General features: G+C 72.4%; 18 protein-coding genes and 2 pseudogenes. 16 read left to right on the top strand and 4 right to left on the bottom strand.

Annotation, left to right across the window (positions count from 1 at the left end; translation table 11 throughout):
• Positions 1 to 30: 30 nt before the first annotated feature.
• From J2S41_RS23805 to tkt, 3 genes are read right to left on the bottom strand one after another with little or no spacing between them, the layout of a single operon-like run.
• Positions 31 to 1,653, bottom strand: coding sequence for a glucose-6-phosphate isomerase (locus J2S41_RS23805; RefSeq protein WP_310370638.1), 1,623 nt, complete (start codon positions 1,651 to 1,653; stop codon positions 31 to 33).
• A gap of 1 nt (position 1,654) precedes the next feature.
• Complete coding sequence (tal, locus tag J2S41_RS23800; protein WP_310370636.1) at positions 1,655 to 2,791, bottom strand: transaldolase; 1,137 nt, start codon at positions 2,789 to 2,791, stop codon at positions 1,655 to 1,657.
• A 32-nt stretch (positions 2,792 to 2,823) separates the two neighbouring features.
• Positions 2,824 to 4,962 (bottom strand): transketolase, encoded by a 2,139-nt coding sequence (gene tkt, locus J2S41_RS23795; protein ID WP_310370634.1) that lies wholly within the window; start codon positions 4,960 to 4,962, stop codon positions 2,824 to 2,826.
• 321 nt (positions 4,963 to 5,283) lie between these two features.
• On the opposite strand from tkt, the gene J2S41_RS23790 reads away from it, so the two are divergent.
• The 4 genes from J2S41_RS23790 to J2S41_RS23775 all read left to right on the top strand — a co-directional run bounded on the left by J2S41_RS23790 (position 5,284) and on the right by J2S41_RS23775 (position 11,178).
• Positions 5,284 to 6,249, top strand: coding sequence for a heme o synthase (locus J2S41_RS23790; RefSeq protein ID WP_310370632.1), 966 nt, complete (start codon positions 5,284 to 5,286; stop codon positions 6,247 to 6,249).
• A gap of 307 nt (positions 6,250 to 6,556) precedes the next feature.
• Positions 6,557 to 6,883 (top strand): hypothetical protein, encoded by a 327-nt coding sequence (locus J2S41_RS23785; protein WP_310370630.1) that lies wholly within the window; start codon positions 6,557 to 6,559, stop codon positions 6,881 to 6,883.
• A 59-nt stretch (positions 6,884 to 6,942) separates the two neighbouring features.
• A complete protein-coding gene (locus J2S41_RS23780; protein ID WP_310370628.1) occupies positions 6,943 to 7,869 on the top strand; it encodes an ATP-grasp domain-containing protein in 927 nt (308 codons plus the stop codon).
• Positions 7,870 to 7,968: 99 nt separating this feature from the next.
• Positions 7,969 to 11,178 carry a S8 family serine peptidase gene (locus J2S41_RS23775; protein WP_310370626.1) on the top strand — a complete coding sequence of 1,070 codons (3,210 nt, stop codon included), beginning with the start codon at positions 7,969 to 7,971 and terminating at the stop codon, positions 11,176 to 11,178.
• Positions 11,179 to 11,185: 7 nt separating this feature from the next.
• Here the strand turns inward: J2S41_RS23775 and J2S41_RS23770 are convergent, their stop codons facing one another.
• Positions 11,186 to 12,049 (bottom strand): COX15/CtaA family protein, encoded by an 864-nt coding sequence (locus J2S41_RS23770; RefSeq protein WP_310376481.1) that lies wholly within the window; start codon positions 12,047 to 12,049, stop codon positions 11,186 to 11,188.
• Positions 12,050 to 12,226: 177 nt separating this feature from the next.
• Here J2S41_RS23770 and J2S41_RS23765 point away from each other — a divergent pair, with 177 nt between their 5' ends.
• The 12 genes and pseudogenes from J2S41_RS23765 to mhpA all read left to right on the top strand — a co-directional run bounded on the left by J2S41_RS23765 (position 12,227) and on the right by mhpA (position 22,005).
• Entirely contained in the window at positions 12,227 to 12,970 is a 744-nt protein-coding gene (locus J2S41_RS23765; protein ID WP_374728268.1) for a helix-turn-helix transcriptional regulator, read from the top strand.
• Complete coding sequence (sufB, locus tag J2S41_RS23760; RefSeq protein ID WP_310370624.1) at positions 12,967 to 14,397, top strand: Fe-S cluster assembly protein SufB; 1,431 nt, start codon at positions 12,967 to 12,969, stop codon at positions 14,395 to 14,397. The genes J2S41_RS23765 and sufB overlap by 4 nt, the downstream gene beginning before the upstream one ends.
• Before the next feature lie 39 nt (positions 14,398 to 14,436).
• Positions 14,437 to 14,584 (top strand): annotated as a pseudogene (locus tag J2S41_RS39925) (Fe-S cluster assembly protein SufD); the annotation flags it as partial.
• Positions 14,585 to 14,670: 86 nt separating this feature from the next.
• Positions 14,671 to 15,570 (top strand): annotated as a pseudogene (sufD, locus tag J2S41_RS23755) (Fe-S cluster assembly protein SufD); the annotation flags it as partial.
• Complete coding sequence (locus J2S41_RS23750; RefSeq protein ID WP_310370620.1) at positions 15,571 to 15,906, top strand: non-heme iron oxygenase ferredoxin subunit; 336 nt, start codon at positions 15,571 to 15,573, stop codon at positions 15,904 to 15,906.
• Positions 15,903 to 16,676, top strand: a complete 774-nt coding sequence (gene sufC / locus J2S41_RS23745; RefSeq protein WP_310370617.1) for a Fe-S cluster assembly ATPase SufC — start codon at positions 15,903 to 15,905, stop codon at positions 16,674 to 16,676. Before J2S41_RS23750 ends, sufC begins: the two co-directional genes overlap by 4 nt.
• A gap of 16 nt (positions 16,677 to 16,692) precedes the next feature.
• Positions 16,693 to 17,985: a cysteine desulfurase gene (locus tag J2S41_RS23740; RefSeq protein WP_310370615.1), complete on the top strand. Its 1,293-nt coding sequence runs from the start codon at positions 16,693 to 16,695 to the stop codon at positions 17,983 to 17,985.
• 12 nt (positions 17,986 to 17,997) lie between these two features.
• On the top strand, positions 17,998 to 18,453 hold the full coding sequence (gene sufU / locus J2S41_RS23735; RefSeq protein ID WP_310370613.1) for a Fe-S cluster assembly sulfur transfer protein SufU: 456 nt from the start codon (positions 17,998 to 18,000) through the stop codon (positions 18,451 to 18,453).
• A gap of 11 nt (positions 18,454 to 18,464) precedes the next feature.
• Positions 18,465 to 18,905 (top strand): metal-sulfur cluster assembly factor, encoded by a 441-nt coding sequence (locus J2S41_RS23730; protein ID WP_310370611.1) that lies wholly within the window; start codon positions 18,465 to 18,467, stop codon positions 18,903 to 18,905.
• 79 nt (positions 18,906 to 18,984) lie between these two features.
• Entirely contained in the window at positions 18,985 to 19,728 is a 744-nt protein-coding gene (locus J2S41_RS23725; protein ID WP_310370610.1) for an HAD family hydrolase, read from the top strand.
• A 158-nt stretch (positions 19,729 to 19,886) separates the two neighbouring features.
• Entirely contained in the window at positions 19,887 to 20,513 is a 627-nt protein-coding gene (locus tag J2S41_RS23720; protein ID WP_310370609.1) for a LysE family transporter, read from the top strand.
• Positions 20,514 to 20,547: 34 nt separating this feature from the next.
• Positions 20,548 to 22,005, top strand: coding sequence for a bifunctional 3-(3-hydroxy-phenyl)propionate/3-hydroxycinnamic acid hydroxylase MhpA (gene mhpA, locus J2S41_RS23715; protein WP_310370608.1), 1,458 nt, complete (start codon positions 20,548 to 20,550; stop codon positions 22,003 to 22,005).
• The last annotated feature ends 37 nt before the right edge of the window (positions 22,006 to 22,042 follow it).

Raw genomic sequence — 22,042 nt, 5'->3', positions numbered from 1 at the left:
TCCTCCCAGTTTTTGCCAGGCAGAGCAGGGTTACAGCGCCTGCGCGGCCGTTACGAGTTGGTTGATTCCGGCCGTGCGGTCGGTGAGGTGCAGTCGGATCAGCGGCCGGTCCCGCTCGGCCAGCGCGGCCCGGTCACCGGCGGCCTGCGCGGCCTGAAGCCGCCCGAACGTGTAGGGCCTGCCGGGAATCCCCAGGTCATCGGCGATCGCGCCGGTGATCTGGAGGTAACCGCCGGTGCGCGGCCCACCCTTGTGGAACTGCCCGGCGGCGTGCAGCAGCCGCGGCCCCCAGCCGAACGTGACCGGCTTGCCGGACCGGTCGGCCAGAATGGACCGCAGCCGGGTGATCTCGGCGTCCGCGTCACGGTCCAGATAGGCCATGACCGCGAGATGGTCGCCGGCGTCCAGGGCGGTGCGGAGCGCGTCGGCCAGCGAGCCGGCGCCGTGGATCTCGACGGCGCCGTCCAGGTGACTGGGCGCGCCGGCCACGTCCGGTCCGTCGAGGACACGGGCCGTGTGCGCGACGGCCGAGGCCACGTCCGGGCGGCTGAACGGGTCGACGCCCAGCACGCGCGCGGTCAGCGCGGTCGCGAACTGCCAGGCGAGGAACTGCGCACCGAGCGGCCCGTTCACCGCCAGCTGCGCGCCGATGCCGCCGCCCGGCACCGCGCCCGCGCCCAGCGACCCGCCGTACGCCACGGTCAGCACGCCGAGCCCGGTCGCGCCGGGCGACGACGGCGACTCGGTCACCACCGGCAGCAGGCCCATGCCGTCCTTGCCGAGCGACTCCGCCAGCAACTGCTCGATCCACGGGCCGAGCCCGTCCAGCCCGCTGCCGTCCGGCACCAGCGCGACCGCGGTGTACCCCGCGGTCGCGGCCGCGCCGATCGCGGCGCCGAGGGCCAGCGCCGGATTGTCCCGGTCGCCGCCGAGCGAGCCGGCGAACTCCTCCGCCTGATCAAGCAGCTCGGCCACGTCCACGCCGGCAAGCGCGGCCGGGACCAGGCCGAACGCGGTCAACGCGCCGAACCGCCCGCCGGCCGCCGGATCCGCCACGATGACGAACGCGCCCATCTCCAGCCCGGTGTCCACCAGCGGCGAGCCCGGGTCGGTGACGATCACGAAGTGCCGGCCGGCCTCCTCCGGAGTCCGTCCCAGATCGAGGAACGCGCGATGGTACGCCCGGCGCAGCGCGTCCGCCTCGACCGTGTCGCCGGGCCCGTCCGCGACGACCACCACGGTGGTGTCCAGCCGGTCGGCGAGCGCGGCCCGGATCCGCCCCGGATCGGTGGTGTCCAGCACGGTGAGCGGCCGGCCGAGCGTGGCCGCGATGGCCTCCGCGGCCAGCGCCGGGCCGCCCACGCCGCAGAGCACCACGTGGTCCAGGTCGGCCAGCTCCGCGGTCAGCTCCGCGAGCTGGGGGAGCAGCTCGCGGGACCGGTGGAACGTGTCGAGCCAGCCGAGGTGCGCCGCGGCCCGCGGCTCCGCGCCGGGCCCCCACAGCGTGGGGTCCTTGCGGGCCAGCAGGCCGGGCACACCGTCGGCGACCAGCGCCCGCCGGGTGGACGCCGGTGACTGCTCGTCGATGGCGCGCGCGCCGTGGACGGCCAGCCCGGCCGCCGCCTCGGCTCCACCACTGAGCAGGTCGGACATGTCAGGCCGCGTCGCTGGGGCTCGACGCGCCCTTCTTGGCCGCGTCGAGCGACTTGGCCAGGCCCTCGAGCAGTTCGCCCCAGGAGGCCTCGAACTTCTGCACGCCCTCGGTCTCCAGCACCTCGACCACGTCGTCGAAGTCGATGCCGACCGCGGCCAGCCCGTCGAACACCTGCTGCGCGGCCGCGTACTGCCCGGTGACGGTGTCGCCGCGGGTCTCGCCGTGGTCCGCGTACGCGGTGATGACCGACTCCGGCATCGTGTTGACGACGCCGGGCGCGATCAGCTCCTCGACGTAGATGGTGTCCTTGAACTCGGCGCTCTTGGTGCCGGTGGACGCCCAGAGCGGACGCTGCGGCTTCGCGCCGGCCGCCTTGAGCGCGGCCCAGCGCTCGCCGCCGAACTTCTCCTCGTAGAGCTTGTACGCCAGCTGGGCGTTGGCGATCGCCGACTTGCCCTTCAGCGCCTTGGCCTCGTCGGAGCCGATCTTGTCGAGCCGCTTGTCGACCTCGGTGTCCACCCGGGAGACGAAGAACGACGCGACCGAGGCGATCTTGGAGAGGTCGTGGCCGTTCGCCTTGGCCTGCTCCAGACCGTCCAGGAACGCGTCGATCACCTTGCCGTACCGCTCCAGCGAGAAGATCAGCGTGACGTTCACGCTGATGCCCGCGGCCAGCGTGGCGGTGATCGCCGGCAGGCCGGCCAGCGTCGCCGGGATCTTGATGAGCAGGTTCTCCCGGTCGACCAGCCACCAGAGCGCCTTGGCCTCCGCGACCGTCTTCGAGGTCTCGTGCGCCAGGCGCGGGTCGACCTCGATGGAGACGCGGCCGTCCTGGCCCTCCGACGCGTCGTACGCCGGGCGCATCACGTCGGCGGCCCAGCGCACGTCGTAGGTGGTCAGCGCGCGGGTGGCCTCCTCCACGGTGACGCCGCGGTCGGCCAGCTCGCGCAGCTGCTCGTCGTACGCGTCCGCGTCGGAGAGCGCCTTCGCGAAGATGGTCGGGTTGGTGGTCACGCCCACCACGTGCTTCTCCGTGCGGAGCTGGTCCAGCGTGCCGGTCGCCAGGCGCACGCGGGACAGGTCGTCCAGCCACACCGCCACGCCGGCGTCGGACAGCTCCTTGAGCCGATCGGTCATCGGAATCACACCCTCACTCAGTCTTCTGTAGCTCAGTTACCCGTTTTGCTGCCGGTGATGGTGCCCACCTTGGCGAGCGACGCGTGCGCCTTCGCCACCACGTTGTCGGCGGTGAATCCGAACTGCTCGAACAGCACCTGGTACGGCGCGGAGGCCCCGTAGTGTTCAATGCTGACCGACTCGCCGGCGTCGCCGATCAGGTGCCGCCAGGACAGCGCGATGCCGGCCTCGACGCTGACCCGCGCCTTCACCGAGGACGGCAGCACCTTCTCGCGGTACGCCTGGTCCTGCGCGTCGAACCACTCCTGGCAGGGCACCGACACCACGCGGGTCGGGGTGCCCTCGGCCTCCAGGCGCTCCCGCGCGGCCAGCGCGATCTGCACCTCGGAGCCGGACGCCAGGATGATCACGGACGGCTGCCCGTTCGCGGCGTCGATCAGCGTGTACGCGCCCTTCGCGACGTTCTCCGCGGAGGCGTGCGTGGACCGGTCCACGGTCGGCAGGTTCTGCCGGGAGAGGATCAGCGCGGTCGGCCGGTCGGTGTGTTCCAGCGCCGCCTTCCACGCCTGGGCGGTCTCGTTCGCGTCGGCCGGGCGGACCACGTCGAGGCCGGGGATGGCGCGCAGCGCGGTCAGGTGCTCGATCGGCTGGTGCGTGGGGCCGTCCTCGCCGAGGCCGATCGAGTCGTGCGTCCACACGTAGGTGACCGGCAGCTTCATCAGCGCGGCGAGCCGCACCGACGGGCGCATGTAGTCGCTGAACACGGCGAACGTGCCGCCGTAGACGCGGGTGCCGCCGTGCAGCGCGATGCCGTTCATGATCGCGCCCATGCCGTGCTCACGGATGCCGAAGTGCAGCGTGCGGCCGTACTTGTGGCCGGGGAACGCCTTGGTGGCGTACTCCTCCGGGATGAAGGACGGCTCGCCCTCCATGGTGGTGTTGTTCGACTCGGCCAGGTCGGCCGAGCCGCCCCACAGCTCCGGCAGCACCGGGGCCAGCGCGTTCAGCACCTTGCCGGAGGCGGCGCGGGTGGCGATGCCCTTCTCGCTGGGCTCGAACACCGGCAGCGCGGCGTCCCAGCCGGCCGGCAGCTCACGCTTGGCCATCCGGTCCCACAGCGCCTTGCGCTCCGGGTTCGCCGCGGCCCAGGCGTCGAACTTCTCCTGCCAGGCGGCCTCGGCGGCACGGCCGCGCTCGACGACCTCGCGGGCGTGCTGGAGGACCTTGTCGTCCACCTGGAAGTCCTGCGCCGGGTCGAAGCCGAGCACCTGCTTGGTCGCGGCGACCTCGTCCTTGCCGAGCGCCGAACCGTGGATCTTGCCGGTGTTCTGCTTCTTCGGCGCCGGGTAGCCGATCACGGTGCGCAGCGCGATGAACGACGGCTTGTCCGTGGTGGCCTTCGCCGCGACCAGCGCCGCGTGCAGCGCCTCGACGTCCTCGGCGTAGTCGCCGCCCTCGTCGTAGGACTTGCGCCAGTCGACGACCTGCACGTGCCAGCCGTACGCCGCGTAGCGCGCCGCCACGTCCTCGGACTTCGCGATCTTGGTGTCGTCCTCGATCGAGATCTCGTTGTCGTCCCAGATCAGCGTGAGGTTGCCCAGCTTCTGGTGGCCGGCGATGGCGCTGGCCTCGTGGCTGATGCCCTCCTCGATGTCGCCGTCCGAGGCGATCGCCCACACGTTGTGGTCGAAGATCGACTCGCCGTCCGGCGTCTCCGGGTCGAACAGGCCGCGCTCCCGGCGGGCCGCGATCGCGAAGCCGACCGCGTTGCCGATGCCCTGGCCGAGCGGGCCGGTGGTGGTCTCGACGCCGTCGGTGTGCCCCTGCTCCGGGTGGCCCGGGGTGAGGGAGCCCCACTGGCGCAGCGACTTGAGGTCGTCCAGGCCCAGCCCGTACCCGGAGAGGTAGAGCTGGATGTAGAGCGTGAGGCTGGAGTGGCCGGCGGACAGCACGAACCGGTCGCGGCCGGGCCAGGCCGAGTTGGTGGGGTTGTGCGTCATGACCTTGTTGAAGAGCAGGTACGCCGCGGGGGCGAGGCTCATGGCGGTGCCGGGGTGGCCGTTGCCGGACTTCTCCACGGCGTCCATGGCCAGGACGCGGACGGTGTCGACCGCCTTACGGTCGAGATCGGACCAGCTCAGGGTGCTGTCCTCGGATTGGGTGGCAGCCACGTCGGTGTGCTCCTCGGGTGTGACCGGCGAATTGAGTTCTTCGAGTACTCCAGTGTCCGACCCTAGCGAGCGCTGTTGAACACTCGCCCGCGGAACGCGCGAACAACCTAAGCTGTGAGCGGACACACGCATGATCATCGGCGTCCGCCGGTGTGACGCCGTGCATCCTGCCCGGGTCTGCCGGAGCGGCGTTTCCGGTGCCGATAGGCTGTCGCCTGTGGCGCGTGACCTTGGTCGGCCGCGCTGCCCGAGGTGCCCTGCCGCCCCGTTGCGGCCGCGTGCCTGGGTCGCTTCATCGCCGATGCCGGAAGGTGACAATCCGTGAGCACACTCACCGAACGCCCGGGTCTGGACGCCGCGCCCAAGGCCGGCGCGCCGAGGACCCGGCCGGTGAAGCGCCCGACCGGATCGACGCCGCGCGCCCTGGATGTGATCAAGGCGTACGTCGCGCTCACCAAGCCGCGCATCGTCGAACTGCTTCTCGTCACGACCGTACCCACGATGATGCTGGCCGCAAACGGCCTGCCGTCACTCTGGCTGATGGCCGCGGTGCTGGCCGGCGGCTCGCTGGCGGCCGGCGGGGCGAGCGCGCTGAACTGCTACATCGACCGGGACATCGACCAGGTCATGCGGCGCACCAAGCGGCGCCCGCTGCCGGCCCACTCGGTCTCGCCGCGCCACGCGCTGTACTTCGGGCTCACGCTGGCCGTGCTGAGCGTCGTGATCATGGCGCTGGCCACGAACTGGCTGGCCACCGCCATGACGCTGGGCTCGATCGTCTACTACGACGTGATCTACACGCTCTGGCTGAAGCGGGTCACCGCGTGGAACACGTTCTGGGGCGGCGTCTGCGGCGCGGCCCCGGTGCTGATCGGCTGGGCCGCGGTCACCGGCTCGCTGTCGCCGGCCGCGTGGGCGCTGTTCGCCGTGGTCTTCTTCTGGCAGATGCCGCACTTCTACGCGCTCGCCATCAAGTACAAGGACGACTACGCGCGGGCCGGCATCCCGATGCTGCCGGTGGTGGCCTCGGTCCGCCGGGTCAACCTGGAGATCGTCGGGTTCGCCTGGCTGACGCTGATCTCCTCGCTGGCGGCCTGGCCGTTCGGGCTGACCTGGATCTACGGCGTGCCGACCGCGATCGTGGGCGGGCTGTTCGTGCTGGAGTCGCACCTGCTGGCGCGGCGGGCCGCCAAGGGCGAGCCGGTCCGGCCGATGCGGCTGTTCCACTGGTCCACGACGTACCTGACGATCGTGTTCCTCACGGTCGCGATCGACGCGCTGGTCTGATCGCGCCGGGTAACGGTTCGAGAACGGGTCTCCGGCGTGCTGACCTCGGCCGAGTCGGTCGAAAGGTTGATACCCGGCTGTCCCTTACGGACCATTGTGCGCGTGAAACGCCCGAAAATCGTCGTCGCTTAGTGCTACCCCGCCAGGGGCATGCCGAACGCCCGGTTTGCACCCAATTTTTGTGCCGATATTTCGGTTAAAGCTGGGTGAAACGGACGGTGATCACGTTGAAACGCCTCGTTAGGGGCATCACAAAAAACCGATGTAACCCCTGTGTTTCACCTTCTGTCTGCCTACGCTTCCCCGCATGGCAGAAGGTTCCGATACGACGCTGACGATCGACGAGAAGTCGCAGCCGGCCGGTCTGGTCGGCAGCATCCGCACTTTCGCCGCAGGGCACGGCGGTGCGAAGGCGGTCGTCGAGTACGTCGGCAAGCGCGGCGCCCGCATCGTCCTCGTCGGTGAGGACGGTGAGTGGGCGGACCAGTTCGCCTCCGACACCAAGACGGCACGGCAGGCCTGCGAGAAGGCCGGCGTCGCGGTGGAGAACGAGTGGGAGCGCGAGCTGATGGAGCAGATGCGCCCCAGCAACGACCTCTGGCGGTCCATGGGCCGCCGCGCGATGGCACGTTGACGTCTTCCGCGCAGCACCCCGCAGAACAGAACCGCACCACCCTCTAGCACCATCGTGATGTGACAACCCGACCCTTCGACGACACCGCGACCCGGGCACAGTCCCGGGTCGCTGTCGTTACCGCGGCCTCGCTGCCCGACCTGGAACCGGACGACCGCCTGATCCTCGCGCCGCTCGCGACCGCCGGGATCACGGCGGAACCGGTCGTCTGGACCGATCCCGCCGCCGACTGGAGCGCCTACGACCTGGTCGTGCTCCGCTCGCCCTGGGACTACACGGAGCGCCGCGCCGACTTCCTGGCCTGGATCGCGTCCGTCCCGCGCCTGCTCAACCCGGCCGACGTGGTGGTCTGGAACACGGAGAAGACCTACCTGCGCGACCTCGCCGCGGCCGGCGTGCCGGTCACCGAGACGCGGTGGATCGGCGGCGGCGACGTCTGGACGCCGCCGGAGGCCGGCGAGTGGGTGGTCAAGCCCGCGGTCGGCGCGGGCAGCGTGGACGCCGGCCGCTACGACCTCGGCGATCCGGAGCACCGCGAGCTGGCCGAGCTGCACGTGGAGCGGCTGCTGGCCGCCGCGAGACTGGTGATGGTGCAGCCCTATCTGTCCGCGGTGGACACCGACGGCGAGACCGCGCTGCTCTACTTCACCGACCCGGCCACCGGGACGCTCACGTACAGTCACGCGATCCGCAAGGGCGCCATGCTGACCGGCCCGGACACCGGCGTGGAAGGGCTCTACCGGCAGGAGCGGATCGACCCGCGGACCGCCACGGAGGCGCAGCGGGCCGTGGCCGAGTGCGCGCTGGCCGCCATCCCCGGCGGCACCGAGCGCCTGCTCTACGCCCGCGTCGACCTGCTCCCCGGCCCCGGGGGCGACCCGGTGGTGGTGGAGCTGGAGCTGACCGAGCCGTCCCTCTTCTTCGGCTTCGACCCGGACGCGCCGGCCCGCTTCGCCGCGGCGGTCGCCGCACATCTCACCCGTTAGAGCGACAGCGGGTACGGCGGGAGCGCGCGCCCGCCGTACCCGATTTATTGACGCTTATGAATGTTGCTTTTGCCGCGCTTCATGTGTTGTTGTCGATGAATGAGCGCTTCTCTCCGCCGCCTCCTCGTCCTGCCGCTGCTGCTCGCCGCGCTCGCCGGCGCGCTCCGGCAGGCACCCGTCGCCGCGGCCGAGACCGGCGCGGAGACGCCCGGCGTGGCGTCGGCCGAGACGCACACGGTCACGCTGATCACCGGCGACCGGGTCACGGTCACGGCCGGCGACAAGGTCTCGGTGCTGCCGGGGCCCGGCCGGTCCGGCACGATCTTCCTGACCGACCGGGACGGCGGGCGGCTCACCGTGACGCCGGCCGACGCGCTCCCGCTGGTCCGCACCGGCCGGCTCGACCCCAGGCTGTTCCAGGTCAGCACCCTGATCGAGTTCGGCTACGACGACCGGCGCGCGGACCTGCCGCTGATCGCCAGCTACGACGGCGGCGGGGAGAACCGGCCGTTCCCCGGCCTCTCCGTGCCCGGCGCCACCGTCCGCGACGACCTGACCGGCGTCGACGCGGTGCTGCTCAGCGCGGACCGGTCGCGCCGGTCCGAGTTCTGGACCGCGATGGTCACGCCGCACCGCACGCTCGCCGCCGGACTCGGCACGCTCTGGCTCGACGGCGTCCGGCAGCCCACGCTCACGCGGAGCGTGCCGCAGATCGGCGCGCCCGCCGCCTGGGAGGCCGGCTACGACGGCGCCGGCGCCACGGTCGCGGTGCTGGACAGCGGCGTCGACGACGCCCACCCCGCGCTGACCGGCCGCGTCACCGGCCGGGCGAACCTCACCGAGGGCGCGGAGGACGCGCGGGACCACACCGGCCACGGCACGCACGTCGCGTCCACCGTGGCCGCGGTCGCGCCCGGCGCGTCGCTGCTGGACGCCAAGGTCTGCGTGGACGGCGGCTGCGCCGAGTCGTGGATCCTGGCCGGCATGGAGTGGGCCGCCGCGCGGGGCGCCACCGTGGCGAACCTCAGCCTCGGCGGCCCGGACACGCCGGGCACCGACCCGCTGGAGGCCGCGATCGGCAAGCTCACCGGCACGCTGTTCGTGGTGGCGGCCGGCAACACGCCGCTGGACGCCGCGGTCAACTCGCCGGCCACGGCGGACGCGGCGCTGGCCGTCGGCGCGGTGGACGGGTCCGACCGGCCGGCGTCGTTCTCCGCCCGTGGCCCGCGGCCCGGCGACGGCGCGCTCAAGCCCGAACTGGTGGCGCCGGGCGTGGACATCACGGCCGCGCGGGCCGGCACCGGCGGCACCGTGGCGATGTCCGGCACCTCGATGGCGGCGCCGCACGTCTCCGGCGCCGCCGCGCTGCTGGCCCAGCGGCATCCGGGCCTGCCGTCCGGCGCGCTGCGCGGGCTGCTGGTCGGCAGCGCCACGCCGCTGCCGGACGTGCCGGTCGTCGCCCAGGGCGCCGGGCGGGTGGACGTGGCCCGCGCCGTACGGCAGGCGGTCGTCCCCGAGCCGGCGGTGCTCAACCTCGGGCGGGCCGCGTGGCCGCACGAGGACGACCCGCTGATCACGCGCACCGTCACGTACCGGAACACCGGCTCCTCGGATCTCGGCCTCGATCTCGCCGTGTCCGGCTTCCCGGCCGGCATGGCCCGGGTCGACCCCGCCACGCTGACCGTCCCCGCGGGCGGCGTCGCCACCGCCACGGTCACCGTCGACACCCGGACCGGCGGCGCCACCGGGCTGATCAGCGGGCGGCTGACCGCGTCGGGCGAGCTGGCCACGCCGATCGTGCTGGACCGAGAGACGGAGAGCTACGACGTGACCGTCGCGCACGTCGGGCGGGACGGCGCGCCGCTGCCCGACTACCGCACGCTGCTGGCCCGCGCGGACGGCACCGTGGTGGCGTCGCTGCCGGCCGCCCCGGACGGCGTCGCCACGGTCCGGGTGCCCGCCGGGTCGTACGCGCTGATGGGCGCGCTCGTCGGCCCCGGCCCGGACGGCGTCTACGGCGCGACCCTGCTGGCCCAGCCCGCGCTGACGGTCTCCGGCCCGCTCCGCGTCACGCTGGACGCGCGGCAGGCCGCGCCGGTCTCGGTCCGGGTGCCGGCCGCGGACGCGGTCTCGGTGTTCGGCGAGCTGGCCACCACGCTGGTCACGCCGGACCGCACCGTCGAGGTCGGCACGTTCGGCGGCTCGGTGGACGGCTTCTACGCGGGCGCGGTCGGCCCCGCCGCGGCGCAGCCCGGCTTCGTCGCGCGGGTCAGCTCCACCTGGACCGCGCCCGGCGCCTCCGACAGCCCGTACGTCTACCAGCTCGGCTGGCTCCGGCGCGGCACCATGATGACCGGCTTCGACCGCACCGTGACGCCGCAGCAACTGGCCACCGTGCGCGCCGACCACGCGCGCGAGAGCACGGCCGTGACCGGGCGCAAGAGCGCCTGGCCGGTGCTGCCCGGCACGATCATGGGCGGCTTCGCGCACCCGCTGCCGTTCGCGCTGCCGTTCACCCGCACCGAGTTCTACAACACCGACGGCGGCGCGTCCTGGTTCCGCTCGCTCGACGAGATCGCCTCCGTCGACGGCGTGGACGTGGCCGTCACCAGCACGGTCGCGCCCTCGCTGAGCTACCGGGCCGGCGTGTCCGCGGAGAACTGGAGCCGCGGCGTGTTCGCCCCCTCGGTCGAGTCCCCGCCGTACGACCACCAGTGGGTCACCCGCGAGGGCGACACGCTGCACGCGCTGGCCCCGCTCTACGGCGACGCCGCCGGCCGGGCCGGCTACTCCGCGCTGGCCACCGGCACGGTCACGGTCACCCGGGACGGCGCGCCGCTCGCCTCCGCCGACGGCACCACCGCCGAGTTCACGCTGCCGCCCGAGCCGTCCGCGTACCGCCTGGAGGTGGCCGCGTCCCGCGGCGGCCCCGCCGTGCTCTCCACCGACGTGCACGTCGCCTGGACGTTCGGCTCCGCCCACACGGACACGCTGACCCGCATGCCGCTGTCCACGGTGCGGTTCGCCCCGCCGGTCGACACCGCCAACGCCGCCCCGGCCGGCCGCCGCGTCACGGTGCCGGTCAGCGTGCACGCCCAGCCCGGCTCCGCCGCCACCGCCAACGCCCGCCTCACGGTCGAGGTCTCCTACGACGACGGCACCACCTGGACCCCGGCGCCGGTGACGGCCGGCGCGGTCACGCTCGACCACCCGCCGGCCCCCGGCTACGTCTCCCTGCGCGCGACCGCCTCCGACACGGCCGGCAACGGCGTCGTCCAGACCGTGATCAGGGCGTACCGCACGGCCTGAGCACCGGCTACGCCGGGACGGTGGGCTCCGGGCGGCGGGTGGCGTGCAGGGCGTGGAGGGTGGCGATCCAGACCAGGCAGGCGCCGAGCATGTGGGCGCCGACCAGCAGGACCGGCAGGTGGGTGAAGTACTGGACGAAGCCGATCACGCTCTGCGAGAGCTCCACCGCGATCAGGATGATCGCGGGCCGGGTGGGGGCTCCGGCGATCTTCGCGGCGAAGTAGAGGGCGACGGAGAGGCCGATCAGCAGGAAGACCAGGTCGGCGTGGATCTGGGAGACGGTCTCCGGGTCGAGGTGGTTGCGCTTGGCGCCGCCGTCGCCGGAGTGCGGGCCGGAGCCGGTGACGATGACGCCGGCGACGACCACGGCGAGGCCGGTGAGCGTGGTGATCCAGGCGAGCTGGCGCAGCGGGCGCGGCGGCGTGGTGGTGACGGGGGTGTCGACCACGCGCCGCCAGAAGAGGTACGCCGTGGTGATGACGAAGATCGAGCCCATGAAGTGCAGGCCGACCACCCACGGGTTGAGGTCGGTCAGCACCGTGATGCCGCCGATCACGCCCTGTAGCGGGATGCCGAGCAGCGTGACGAGGCCCAGCGTGACCAGGCGACGGCGGCGGGGGCGCTCCAGCCAGGCGGCGATCAGCGCGGCGATCGCGATGGCGATGACCACGAACGTGAGCAGCCGGTTGCCGAACTCGATGACGCCGTGGACGCCCATCTCGGGCGTGGTGGTGTAGGACTCGTCCGTGCAGCGGGGCCAGGTGGGGCAGCCCAGGCCGGACTTGGTGAGCCGCACCGCGCCGCCGGTGACCACGATCCCGACGTTCGCCACCAGCGACGCCAGGCCGAACCCGCGCAGCCAGGGGTCCATGTTCCGGACCCGGGCCGGGCCGGTGGCGGGCGGAGCGGGCGTCAGCACGGAGGATCGACTCACGGTAGGCAATCCTACGCAGCGTCGTAGACGGCGATTCACCCCGGTGGCAAGAGTCACCGGAGGGGTGGTTTGCGGGTGCCGAGGGAAATACGTAACACTGTCGTAGTGAAAAACCTGGAGCTGCTGTCCGAGAGCGTGACGGAGGCCGACGCGGCCACCGGCGCGCAGGACGGGCGCACCCGGGACAAGATCACTCAGCTGCTGCTGGAGCGCGGCGGCGCCACCGCGGCCGAGCTGGGCCGCGCGCTCGGGCTGAGCGCCGCCGGCATCCGCCGCCACCTGGACGCGCTGCTCGCGGACGGCGACGTGACCACACGCGACCACCCGTCCGGTGCCCCGCGCGGGCGGGGCCGGCCGGCCAAGGTCTTCGTGCTGACGGACGCCGCGCGGCTGCGGTGCGGCACCCACGCGTACGACAACATCGCCTCCGCCGCGCTGCGCTTCATCGCGGCGCACAGCGGCGAGCGGGCGGTCACCGAATTCGCCGAGGCACAGGTCTCCGCGCTGGAGCAGCGCTGCCGGGAGGCGATGGAGGGCGCGGGCGACGATCCGCTCGCGCGGGCGGAGGCGCTCGCGGCCGTGCTGACCGCGGAGGGCTACGCTGCGAACGCGACCACGATCGCGACCGGCGGGCAGCTGTGTCAGCACCACTGCCCGGTGGCGCACGTGGCCGCCGAGTTCCCCCAGCTCTGCGAGGCGGAGACGGCGGTCATCTCGCGCCTGATCGGCACCCACGTGCAACGTCTGGCCACCATCGCCCACGGCGACGGGGTCTGCACCACGCATATCCCGGCCACCGCCGGGCACGCAGGTAAGAACACCACGAAGAAGAACTCCACCGTGAGGACAGATCGATGACGGACCAGATCGTGCAGCCGATCAGCCAGGAGGAGCACCTCGCCGCGCTCGGGAAGTACGAGTACGGCTGGGCTGACTCGGACGTGGCCGGCGCCGCGGCGCAGCGAGGCTTGTCCGAGGCTGTCGTGCGGGACATCTCCGCGAAGAAGAACGAGCCCGAGTGGATGCTCGACCTGCGGCTGAAGGGCCTGCGCCTGTTCGGCCGCAAGCCGATGCCGTCCTGGGGCGCGGACCTGACCGGCATCGACTTCGACAACATCAAGTACTTCGTGCGTTCCACCGAGAAGCAGGCCCAGAGCTGGGAGGAGCTTCCGGAGGACATCAAGAACACGTACGACAAGCTCGGCATCCCGGAGGCGGAGAAGCAGCGCCTCGTCGCGGGCGTCGCCGCGCAGTACGAGTCCGAGGTCGTCTACCACGCCATCCGCGAGGACCTCGAGGAGCAGGGCGTCATCTTCGTGGACACCGACTCCGCGCTCAAGGAGCACGAGGAGCTGTTCAAGGAGTACTTCGGGACGGTCATCCCGGTCGGCGACAACAAGTTCGCCGCGCTGAACACCGCGACCTGGTCCGGCGGCTCGTTCATCTACGTGCCGAAGGGCGTGCACGTGGAGATCCCGCTGCAGGCCTACTTCCGGATCAACACGGAGAACATGGGCCAGTTCGAGCGGACGCTGATCATCGCGGACGAGGGCTCGTACGTGCACTACGTCGAGGGCTGCACCGCACCGATCTACTCGTCCGACTCGCTGCACTCCGCGGTCGTCGAGATCATCGTGAAGAAGAACGCGCGGGTGCGCTACACGACCATCCAGAACTGGTCGAACAACGTCTACAACCTGGTCACCAAGCGCGCGGTGTGCCACGAGGGCGCGACCATGGAGTGGATCGACGGCAACCTCGGCTCCAAGGTCACCATGAAGTACCCGGCGGTCTACATGACCGGCCCGCACGCCAAGGGCGAGGTGCTCTCCGTGGCCATGGCCGGCGAGGGCCAGCACCAGGACGCGGGCGCCAAGATGGTGCACGCCGCGCCGAACACGTCGTCCACCATCGTGTCGAAGTCGATCGCCCGGGGCGGCGGCCGCACCTCGTACCGTGGGCTGATCCAGGTCCTGGAGGGGTCGAACCAGTCGAAGTCGACCGTGAAGTGCGACGCGCTGCTGGTCGACACGATCTCCCGGTCGGACACGTACCCCTACGTCGACATCCGCGAGGACGACGTCTCCATGGGGCACGAGGCCACGGTGTCGAAGATCAGCGACGACCAGCTGTTCTACCTGATGAGCCGCGGCCTGACCGAGGACGAGGCGATGGCGATGATCGTGCGCGGGTTCATCGAGCCGATCGCCAAGGAGCTTCCGATGGAGTACGCGCTGGAGCTCAACCGCCTGATCGAGCTGCAGATGGAAGGCGCCGTCGGTTAGTTCCGGCGCTGCACGAGAAGATCACAGAGCTAGGACGAGATGACTGCTGAAGCCATAGCGCCGCCGAAGACCAAGTCCCAGGCGCTGCGCTCGTACGATGTCGCGGACTTCCCGGCGCTGACCGGCCTGGAGGAGGACTGGCGGTTCACCCCGCTCAAGCGCCTCCGCGGGCTGGAGAGCGCGGTCGAGGCCACCAGCGGCGGCGTCACCGTGGCGCTGGCCGACACCGACGGCGTCTCGCTGCGCGTCGTGGCCGCCGCCGAGGCCGGGAAGGTGCTGACCCCGTTCGACCGGATCAGCGCGCTCGGCTACGGCGCGGCCACCGACGTCACGCTCATCGAGGTCGCCAAGGACACGGTGATCAAGGAGCCGGCGGTCGTGACGATCACCGGCACCGGCGTGGAGGGGCTGCACGCGGCCCGCACCCAGATCACCGTCGGCCGGTTCGCCGAGGCCGCGCTGGTGCTCTGGCAGGAGGGCTCGGTCACGCTGGCCGACAACCTCGAGGTCGTGATCGCGGACGGCGCCCGGCTGAACCTGGTGACCGTCGCGGACTGGGCGCCGGACGCGGTGCAGGCGCAGCACATCAAGATCCGCCTCGGCCGGGACGCCAAGGTGGTGCACACCCAGGTGACGCTCGGCGGCGACCTGGTCCGCCAGTTCACCAGCGTGGAGTACACCGAGCGCGGCGGCGACGCCGAGCTGTACGGGCTGTACTTCGCGGACAACGGGCAGCACCAGGAGCACCGGCAGCTCGTCGACCACAACGTGCCGGACTGCCGCAGCTACGTCGGCTACCGCGGCGCGCTGCAGGGCGCGTCCTCGCACACGGTCTGGGTCGGCGACGTGCTGATCCAGGCGGACGCGACCGGCACGGACACGTACGAGATCAACCGGAACCTGGTGCTGACGGACGGCGCGCGCGCCGACTCGGTACCGAACCTGGAGATCGAGACGGGCGAGATCGCCGGTGCCGGCCACGCGAGCGCGACCGGCCGCTTCGACGACGAGCAGCTGTTCTACCTGATGGCGCGCGGCATCCCCGAGGGCGAGGCCCGCAAGCTGGTCGTCCGCGGCTTCTTCGCCGAGATCCTGACCAAGATTCCGGTGGAGGAGCTGCGTGAGCGGCTCGGCGACGCCATCGAGGCCCGGCTCGCGCGGACAGGGGCCTAGATGCCCGCAACGGTACGGGTGGCGGCCGCCGCCGACCTCGCCAAGGGAACGGCGATGGCGGTGGAGGTGGAGGGCGTCCCGCTCGCGGTCGTGCACACCGACGACGACGAGTTCCACGCCGTCCACGACGAGTGCTCGCACGCCACCATCCCGCTCTCCGAGGGCGAGGTGGACGGCTGCACGCTCGAGTGCTGGCTGCACGGCTCGCGCTTCGATCTGCGCACCGGTGAGCCGACCGGTCTGCCCGCCACCGAGCCGGTGGCCGTCTTCCCCGTCGAGATCCGGGACGGGGACATCTACGTCGACCTGAATCCGAGTAATGGAGTAACGCTGTGAGCACCCTCGAGATCCGCGACCTGCAGGTGTCGGTCAAGCTGCCCGAGGGCGAGCTCAAGCCGATCCTGCGCGGCGTCGACCTGACCGTGAGGTCGGGCGAGACGCACGCCATCATGGGCCCCAACGGCTCCGGCAAGTCCACGCTGGCCTACTCGCTGGCCGGCCACCCGCGGTACGAGATCACCGGCGGCACGGTGACGCTGGACGGCAACGACGTCCTGGAGATGACCGTGGACGAGCGGGCCCGCGCCGGCCTGTTCCTCGCCATGCAGTACCCGGTCGAGGTTCCCGGCGTGTCCGTGGCGAACTTCCTGCGCACCGCGAAGACCGCGATCGACGGCGAGGCGCCGAAGCTGCGCACCTGGGCCGGCGAGCTGCGCGGCGCCATGGAGCGCCTTCAGATGGACCCGGCGTTCGCCCAGCGCAACGTGAACGAGGGTTTCTCCGGCGGTGAGAAGAAGCGCCACGAGATCGTCCAGCTGGAGCTGCTCAAGCCGAAGATCGCCATCCTCGACGAGACCGACTCCGGCCTCGACGTGGACGCGCTGCGCGTGGTCTCCGAGGGCGTCAACCGGGTCCGCGAGACCGGCGACACCGGCCTGCTGCTGATCACCCACTACACCCGGATTCTGCGCTACATCAAGCCGGACTTCGTGCACGTCTTCGTCAACGGCAAGATCGTCGAGGAGGGCGGCTCGGAGCTGGCCGAGAAGCTCGAGGAGTCCGGCTACGAGCGGTACCAGGCCGGCGCCGGCGCGGCCGCGATCTGAACCTAGAAGGAGCCTGATGTCGACCGCCGCGATTCCGCAGGGCATGCCTCAGTACGAGGACAAGCCCCGGTTCGACGTGGAGAAGGTCCGCGCCGACTTCCCGATCCTCGACCGCGAGGTCAACGGGCACCGCATGGTCTACCTGGACAGCGGCAACACGTCGCAGAAACCGCGCCAGGTGCTCGAGGTCATGCAGGCGCACCTGGAGCGGCACAACGGCAACGTGTCCCGCTCGGTCCACACGGTCGGCACCGAGGCGACCGAGGCGTACGAGGGGGCCCGCGCGAAGGTCGCGGGCTTCATCAACGCGCCGAGCGTCGACGAGGTGGTGTTCACCAAGAACGCCACCGAGTCGATCAACCTGGTGGCGTACTCGTTCTCCGAGCGCGCCACCGACCCGCGCTTCCGGATCGGTCCCGGCGACGAGATCGTCATCTCCGAGATGGAGCACCACTCCAACATCGTGCCGTGGCAGCTGCTCTGCGAGCGCACCGGCGCCACGCTGCGCTGGTTCTCCATCACCGACCAGGGCCGGCTTCAGCTCGACGCGCTGGACGAGCTGGTCAACGAGCGCACCAAGATCGTGTCGTACGCGCTGGTCTCCAACACCCTCGGCACGATCAACCCGACCTCCGCGATCACCGCCCGGGCGCGCGAGGTCGGCGCGCTGGTGCTGCTGGACGCGTCCCAGGCCGCGCCGCACATCCCGGTCGACGTGCGCGATCTGAACGCGGACTTCATCGCGTTCACCGGCCACAAGATGTGCGGCCCGACCGGCGTCGGCGTGCTGTGGGGCCGGTACGAGCTGCTCACCGCCATGCCGCCGTTCCTGGGTGGCGGGTCGATGATCGAGACCGTGTCGATGAGCGGGTCCACGTACGCGCCGCCGCCCGCCCGGTTCGAGGCCGGCACGCCGCCGATCGTGGAGGTGGTGGGCCTCGGCGCGGCCGTGGACTACCTCACCGGCATCGGCATGGAGGCCATCGCCTGGCACGAGAAGGAGCTCACGGCGTACGCGCTGGACGCGCTCCGGTCCGTGGACGGGCTCCGGATCTTCGGGCCGGAGGTGCCGGTCGGCCGCGGCGGCACGCTCTCCTTCGGACTCGACGGCGTGCACCCGCACGACGTCGGCCAGGTGCTGGACTCGCTGGGCGTGGAGGTGCGCGTCGGGCACCACTGCGCGCGGCCGGTCTGCGCCCGATTCGGCGTTCCGGCGATGACCCGAGCGTCGTTCTACCTGTACACCACCACCGAAGAGGTCGATGCCCTCGTGCGCGGGCTCGACCAGGTGCGGAAGATATTCGGCTGAGGGGCGCGAGCGATGCTTGACGGGCTCTACCAGGAGATCATCCTGGACCACTACAAGCACCCGCACGGGCGCGGGCTGCGTGACCCCTTCGGCGGGGAGGCGCACCACGTGAACCCGACGTGCGGGGACGAGGTCACCATCCGCGTCGCGGTGGACTCCGACGGGGTGCTCTCCGACATCTCGTACGACGGGCAGGGCTGCTCGATCAGCCAGGCCTCGGCCAGCGTGCTCCACGAACTGCTCAGCGGTGCCCGCGCCGACCAGGCGTTCCGGGTGCACGCCGCGTTCGCGGAGCTGATGGGCGGGCGCGGCGCGGTCGAGCCCGACGAGGAACTGCTCGGTGACGGCGTCGCGTTCGCCGGCGTCGCGAAGTACCCGGCGCGCGTGAAGTGCGCGCTGCTGCCCTGGATGGCGTTCAAGGACGCGGCGGCGCGGGCCGGCGTGGCCGCGACGTCGCCCGCCGCGTGAGAGGTTCTGTCATGACTGATACTCCGTCCTCCATCTACGACGCCACCGTCCCGCAGTCGTCCCGCACGGAGCCCGAGGCGGAGCCCGCCCCGGAGTCCGCCGGGGAGACCGCGGCGGCGACCGTCGACCCGAAGCTGGTCGCCGACATCGAGGAGGCGATGAAGGACGTCGTCGACCCCGAGCTCGGCATCAACGTCGTCGACCTCGGCCTGATCTACGGCGTGTACGTCGACGCGGAGAAGGTGGCCACGCTCGACATGACGCTCACCTCCGCGGCCTGCCCGCTGACCGACGTGATCGAGGACCAGACCCGTACCGCGCTGCTCAGCGGCCCGGACGGCGGCCTGGTCAGCGACGTGCGGATCAACTGGGTGTGGTTGCCGCCGTGGGGCCCGGACAAGATCACCGACGAGGGCCGCGACCAGCTTCGGTCGCTTGGATTCAACGTCTGATGCCGTACCGCCGGTGTCCGGCTCGCCCGGGCACCGGCCCCTTTGGACCTACTGGCGCGCACATGTCAGGATCACATCCGTGTTGATCAGGCCACGGGCGTTGCTGCTCGACTTCCACGGGGTGATCGGCCGCTCGGAGGCCCGCCCCGGCCGCGAGGACGCGTTCATCGAGGTCCTCGCGCGCATCGCCGGGCCGTCCGTGCCCGTCGACCGCATCCGCGCCGACCACGCCGCCGGCCGCGCGGCATATCGCGAGTGGCGCAACGCCATGGCCCGCCCGTCCGCGCCGCCGGAACTCTCCCAGCAGGAGTTCTGGACCGAGTACGTGGCCGCGGACTGGCCCGCGCCGGCCCGCGCCGCGGTCCGGGACAGCGCCGAGGTGCTCAGCCGCTGCTGGCTGATCGACAACAACGACTGGACGCTGCTGCCCGGCATCGTCGAGCTGGTCCGCACCGCGGTCGACGCCGGCCTGCCGGTCGCGGTGGTCAGCAACACGCTCTGCGGCGCCGCGTTCCGCGAGATCATCGCGCAGTCGCCGCTGGACGGCGCGTTCGGCGCGGAGATCTACAGCGACGAGGTCGGCGTCCGCAAGCCCAACCCGGCCATCCTCAAGCACGCGGCGGACCGCCTCGGCGTCGACCTGGCGCACAGCTGGTTCGCCGGCGACAAGCTCGACCGCGACGTGCTCTGCGGCCGTCGCGCGGGCGTCGGCGCCACCATCCTGGTCGCGCCGGAGCCGATCGCGCACCCTTCGATCACCCCGCACACGAACGTGGCCGACGCGGAAGGGCTGCGCACGCTGCTGGAGGCTTACCTCACCTGACGCGCCGCACCGGAAAACCGGTGGCGGGCGACGGACGGCGGCGCGCACCATGGCCGCATGACCGGGACGAAGCGGAACCGCACCACTGTCGCGACGGCCGTCCGGGCCGGGCGGCAGCAGCGCGGTGCCGTGCCCGCCCCGGCCCGCCGCCCGCGACGATGAGCGCGGCGTTCCTGGCCGGCGCGATCGCCGGCTACGGCGTGGCCGTGCCGGTCGGCGCCATCGCGATCCTGATCGCGGGCCTCACCGCCCGCACGTCGCTGCGCGTCGGCGCGGCGGCGGCGCTCGGCGTGGCCACGGCGGACGGGCTCTACGCGGCCGTGGCCGTCACCGGGGGCGCGGCGCTGGCCGGGGTGATCGCGCCGATCGCGGCGCCGCTGCGCTGGATCGCCGCGGCGGTCCTGATCGGACTCGCGGGGCACACCGCGCTGACCGCGATCCGCCACCACCGGTCACCGGCCGTGGCCGTGGCGACCGGCAGCGGGCTGACCACGCCGATCCGGGCGTACGGCGGGATTCTCGCGCTGACCCTGCTGAACCCGATGACCGTGGTCTACTTCGCCGCGCTGGTGCTGGCCCGGCAGGCCTCCGGCGACCTCACGCCGGCCGCGGCGGCGGCGTTCGTGCTCGGCGCGTTCCTGGCCTCGGCGAGCTGGCAACTGCTGATCGCGGCCGGCGGCTCGCTGGTCGGCCGCCTGCTCACCGGGCGCCGCGGCCGGCTGGTCACCGCACTGGTCTCCGCCCTGCTGATCACCGCCCTGGCCGCGCACACGCTCACCACGTGATGCGCGCGCCGCGCGGATCGGGTCTGATGGGGCAGTGACGGCCGATCCGGTGCTGGTGGTGGGCGCGGGCCCGACGGGGCTGACGGCCGCGATCCTGCTCGCGCAGCGGGGCGTGCGCGTGATCGTGGCCGAGCGGCATCGCGAGCCGTACCCGCTGCCGCGCGCCGTGCACCTGGACGACGAGGGCCACCGCATCCTCCAGCGGGCCGGCGTGGCCGAGGCCTTCCGCGCGATCAGCCGTCCCGCGCTCGGCCTCCGGATCGTCGACGCGCGGCTGCGGACGCTGGCCGAGTTCCGCCGGGACAGCCTGGTCGGGCTGCACGGCTGGCCGCAGGCGAACATGTTCGACCAGCCGGCGCTGGACGCGCTGCTGCGCGAGCGCCTGGCCCGGCTGCCGCACGCGGAGCTGCGCGCCGGCACCGAGCTGACCGCGCTGGACCCGGACGGCACGCACGCCACGCTGCGCGCGGACACCGGGACGTACCGGCTGCGTACCGCCGCCGTGCTCGGCTGCGACGGCGCCAACTCCACGGTCCGCACGCTCGTCGGCGCGCGCAGCACCGACCTCGGCTACAGCGAGGACTGGCTGGTCGTGGACGCGGTCACCGCGGACGACCTCGGCCACTGGGGCGGCGTCCACCAGGTCAGCGACCCGCGCCGCGCGGCCACGTTCATGCAGGTCGGCCCGGACCGGTACCGCTGGGAGTTCCGGCTGCTGCCCGGCGAGACGGCCGACAGCCCGGACCTGGAGGCGCTGCTCGCGCCGTGGACCGGGGGCGCGCGCGTGGAGATCCGGCGGCGGGTCGCCTACCGGTTCCGGGCCCGGATCGCGGACCGCTGGCGGTACGGACGGGTCTTCCTGCTCGGCGACGCCGCCCACGAGACGCCGCCGTTCATCGGGCAGGGCCTGGGCGCCGGCCTGCGCGACGCCGCGAACCTGGCGTGGAAGCTGGAGCTGGTGCTCACCGGGCGGGCCGGCGAGGCGCTGCTCGACACGTACCAGGCGGAGCGCCGCCGGCCCGCGCTGCGCCTGATCCAGGCGGCCCGGCTGCTCGGCGCCGCGATGACCGGCGGGCAGGACCGGGCCGCGGCGGTACGCCGGGGCGTGCTCGCGGCCGCGGTCCGGGTACCCGGCTTCACCGCGGCCGGGCTCCGCGGCATCGCGCCGCTGATCGGCCCGAGCACGCTGCGCCCGTGGTGGAGCACGCCGCCGACCGGCCGGTTCCTGCCGCAGCCCCGGGTGCGCCACCGGGGACGCGACGTGCTGCTCGACGACGTGCTCGGCCCCGGCTTCGCGGTGCTGACGGCGCGGCGGACCCCGGCGGCGGAGCGGCTGGCGGCCGGGCTGGACGCGCCGGTCGTCGCGGTCGGCACCGACGTCGAGGACGGAACCGGGACGCTGGCCGGGTGGGTGGGCTCGGGCCGTACCCTGGTGATCCGCCCCGATCGTCTGATCCTGCACCCGGGTCATCGGTTCACGAGCACCCGCTGACCAACCGATTCACAAATTCGCGTGGCCCAGGGTGTCA

Origin of the sequence: Catenuloplanes atrovinosus (assembly GCF_031458235.1) — a bacterium.
Lineage (GTDB): Bacteria > Actinomycetota > Actinomycetes > Mycobacteriales > Micromonosporaceae > Catenuloplanes > Catenuloplanes atrovinosus.
Note: the sequence above shows the minus strand (reverse complement) of the source record. Positions and strands in the feature narration are given on the sequence as shown.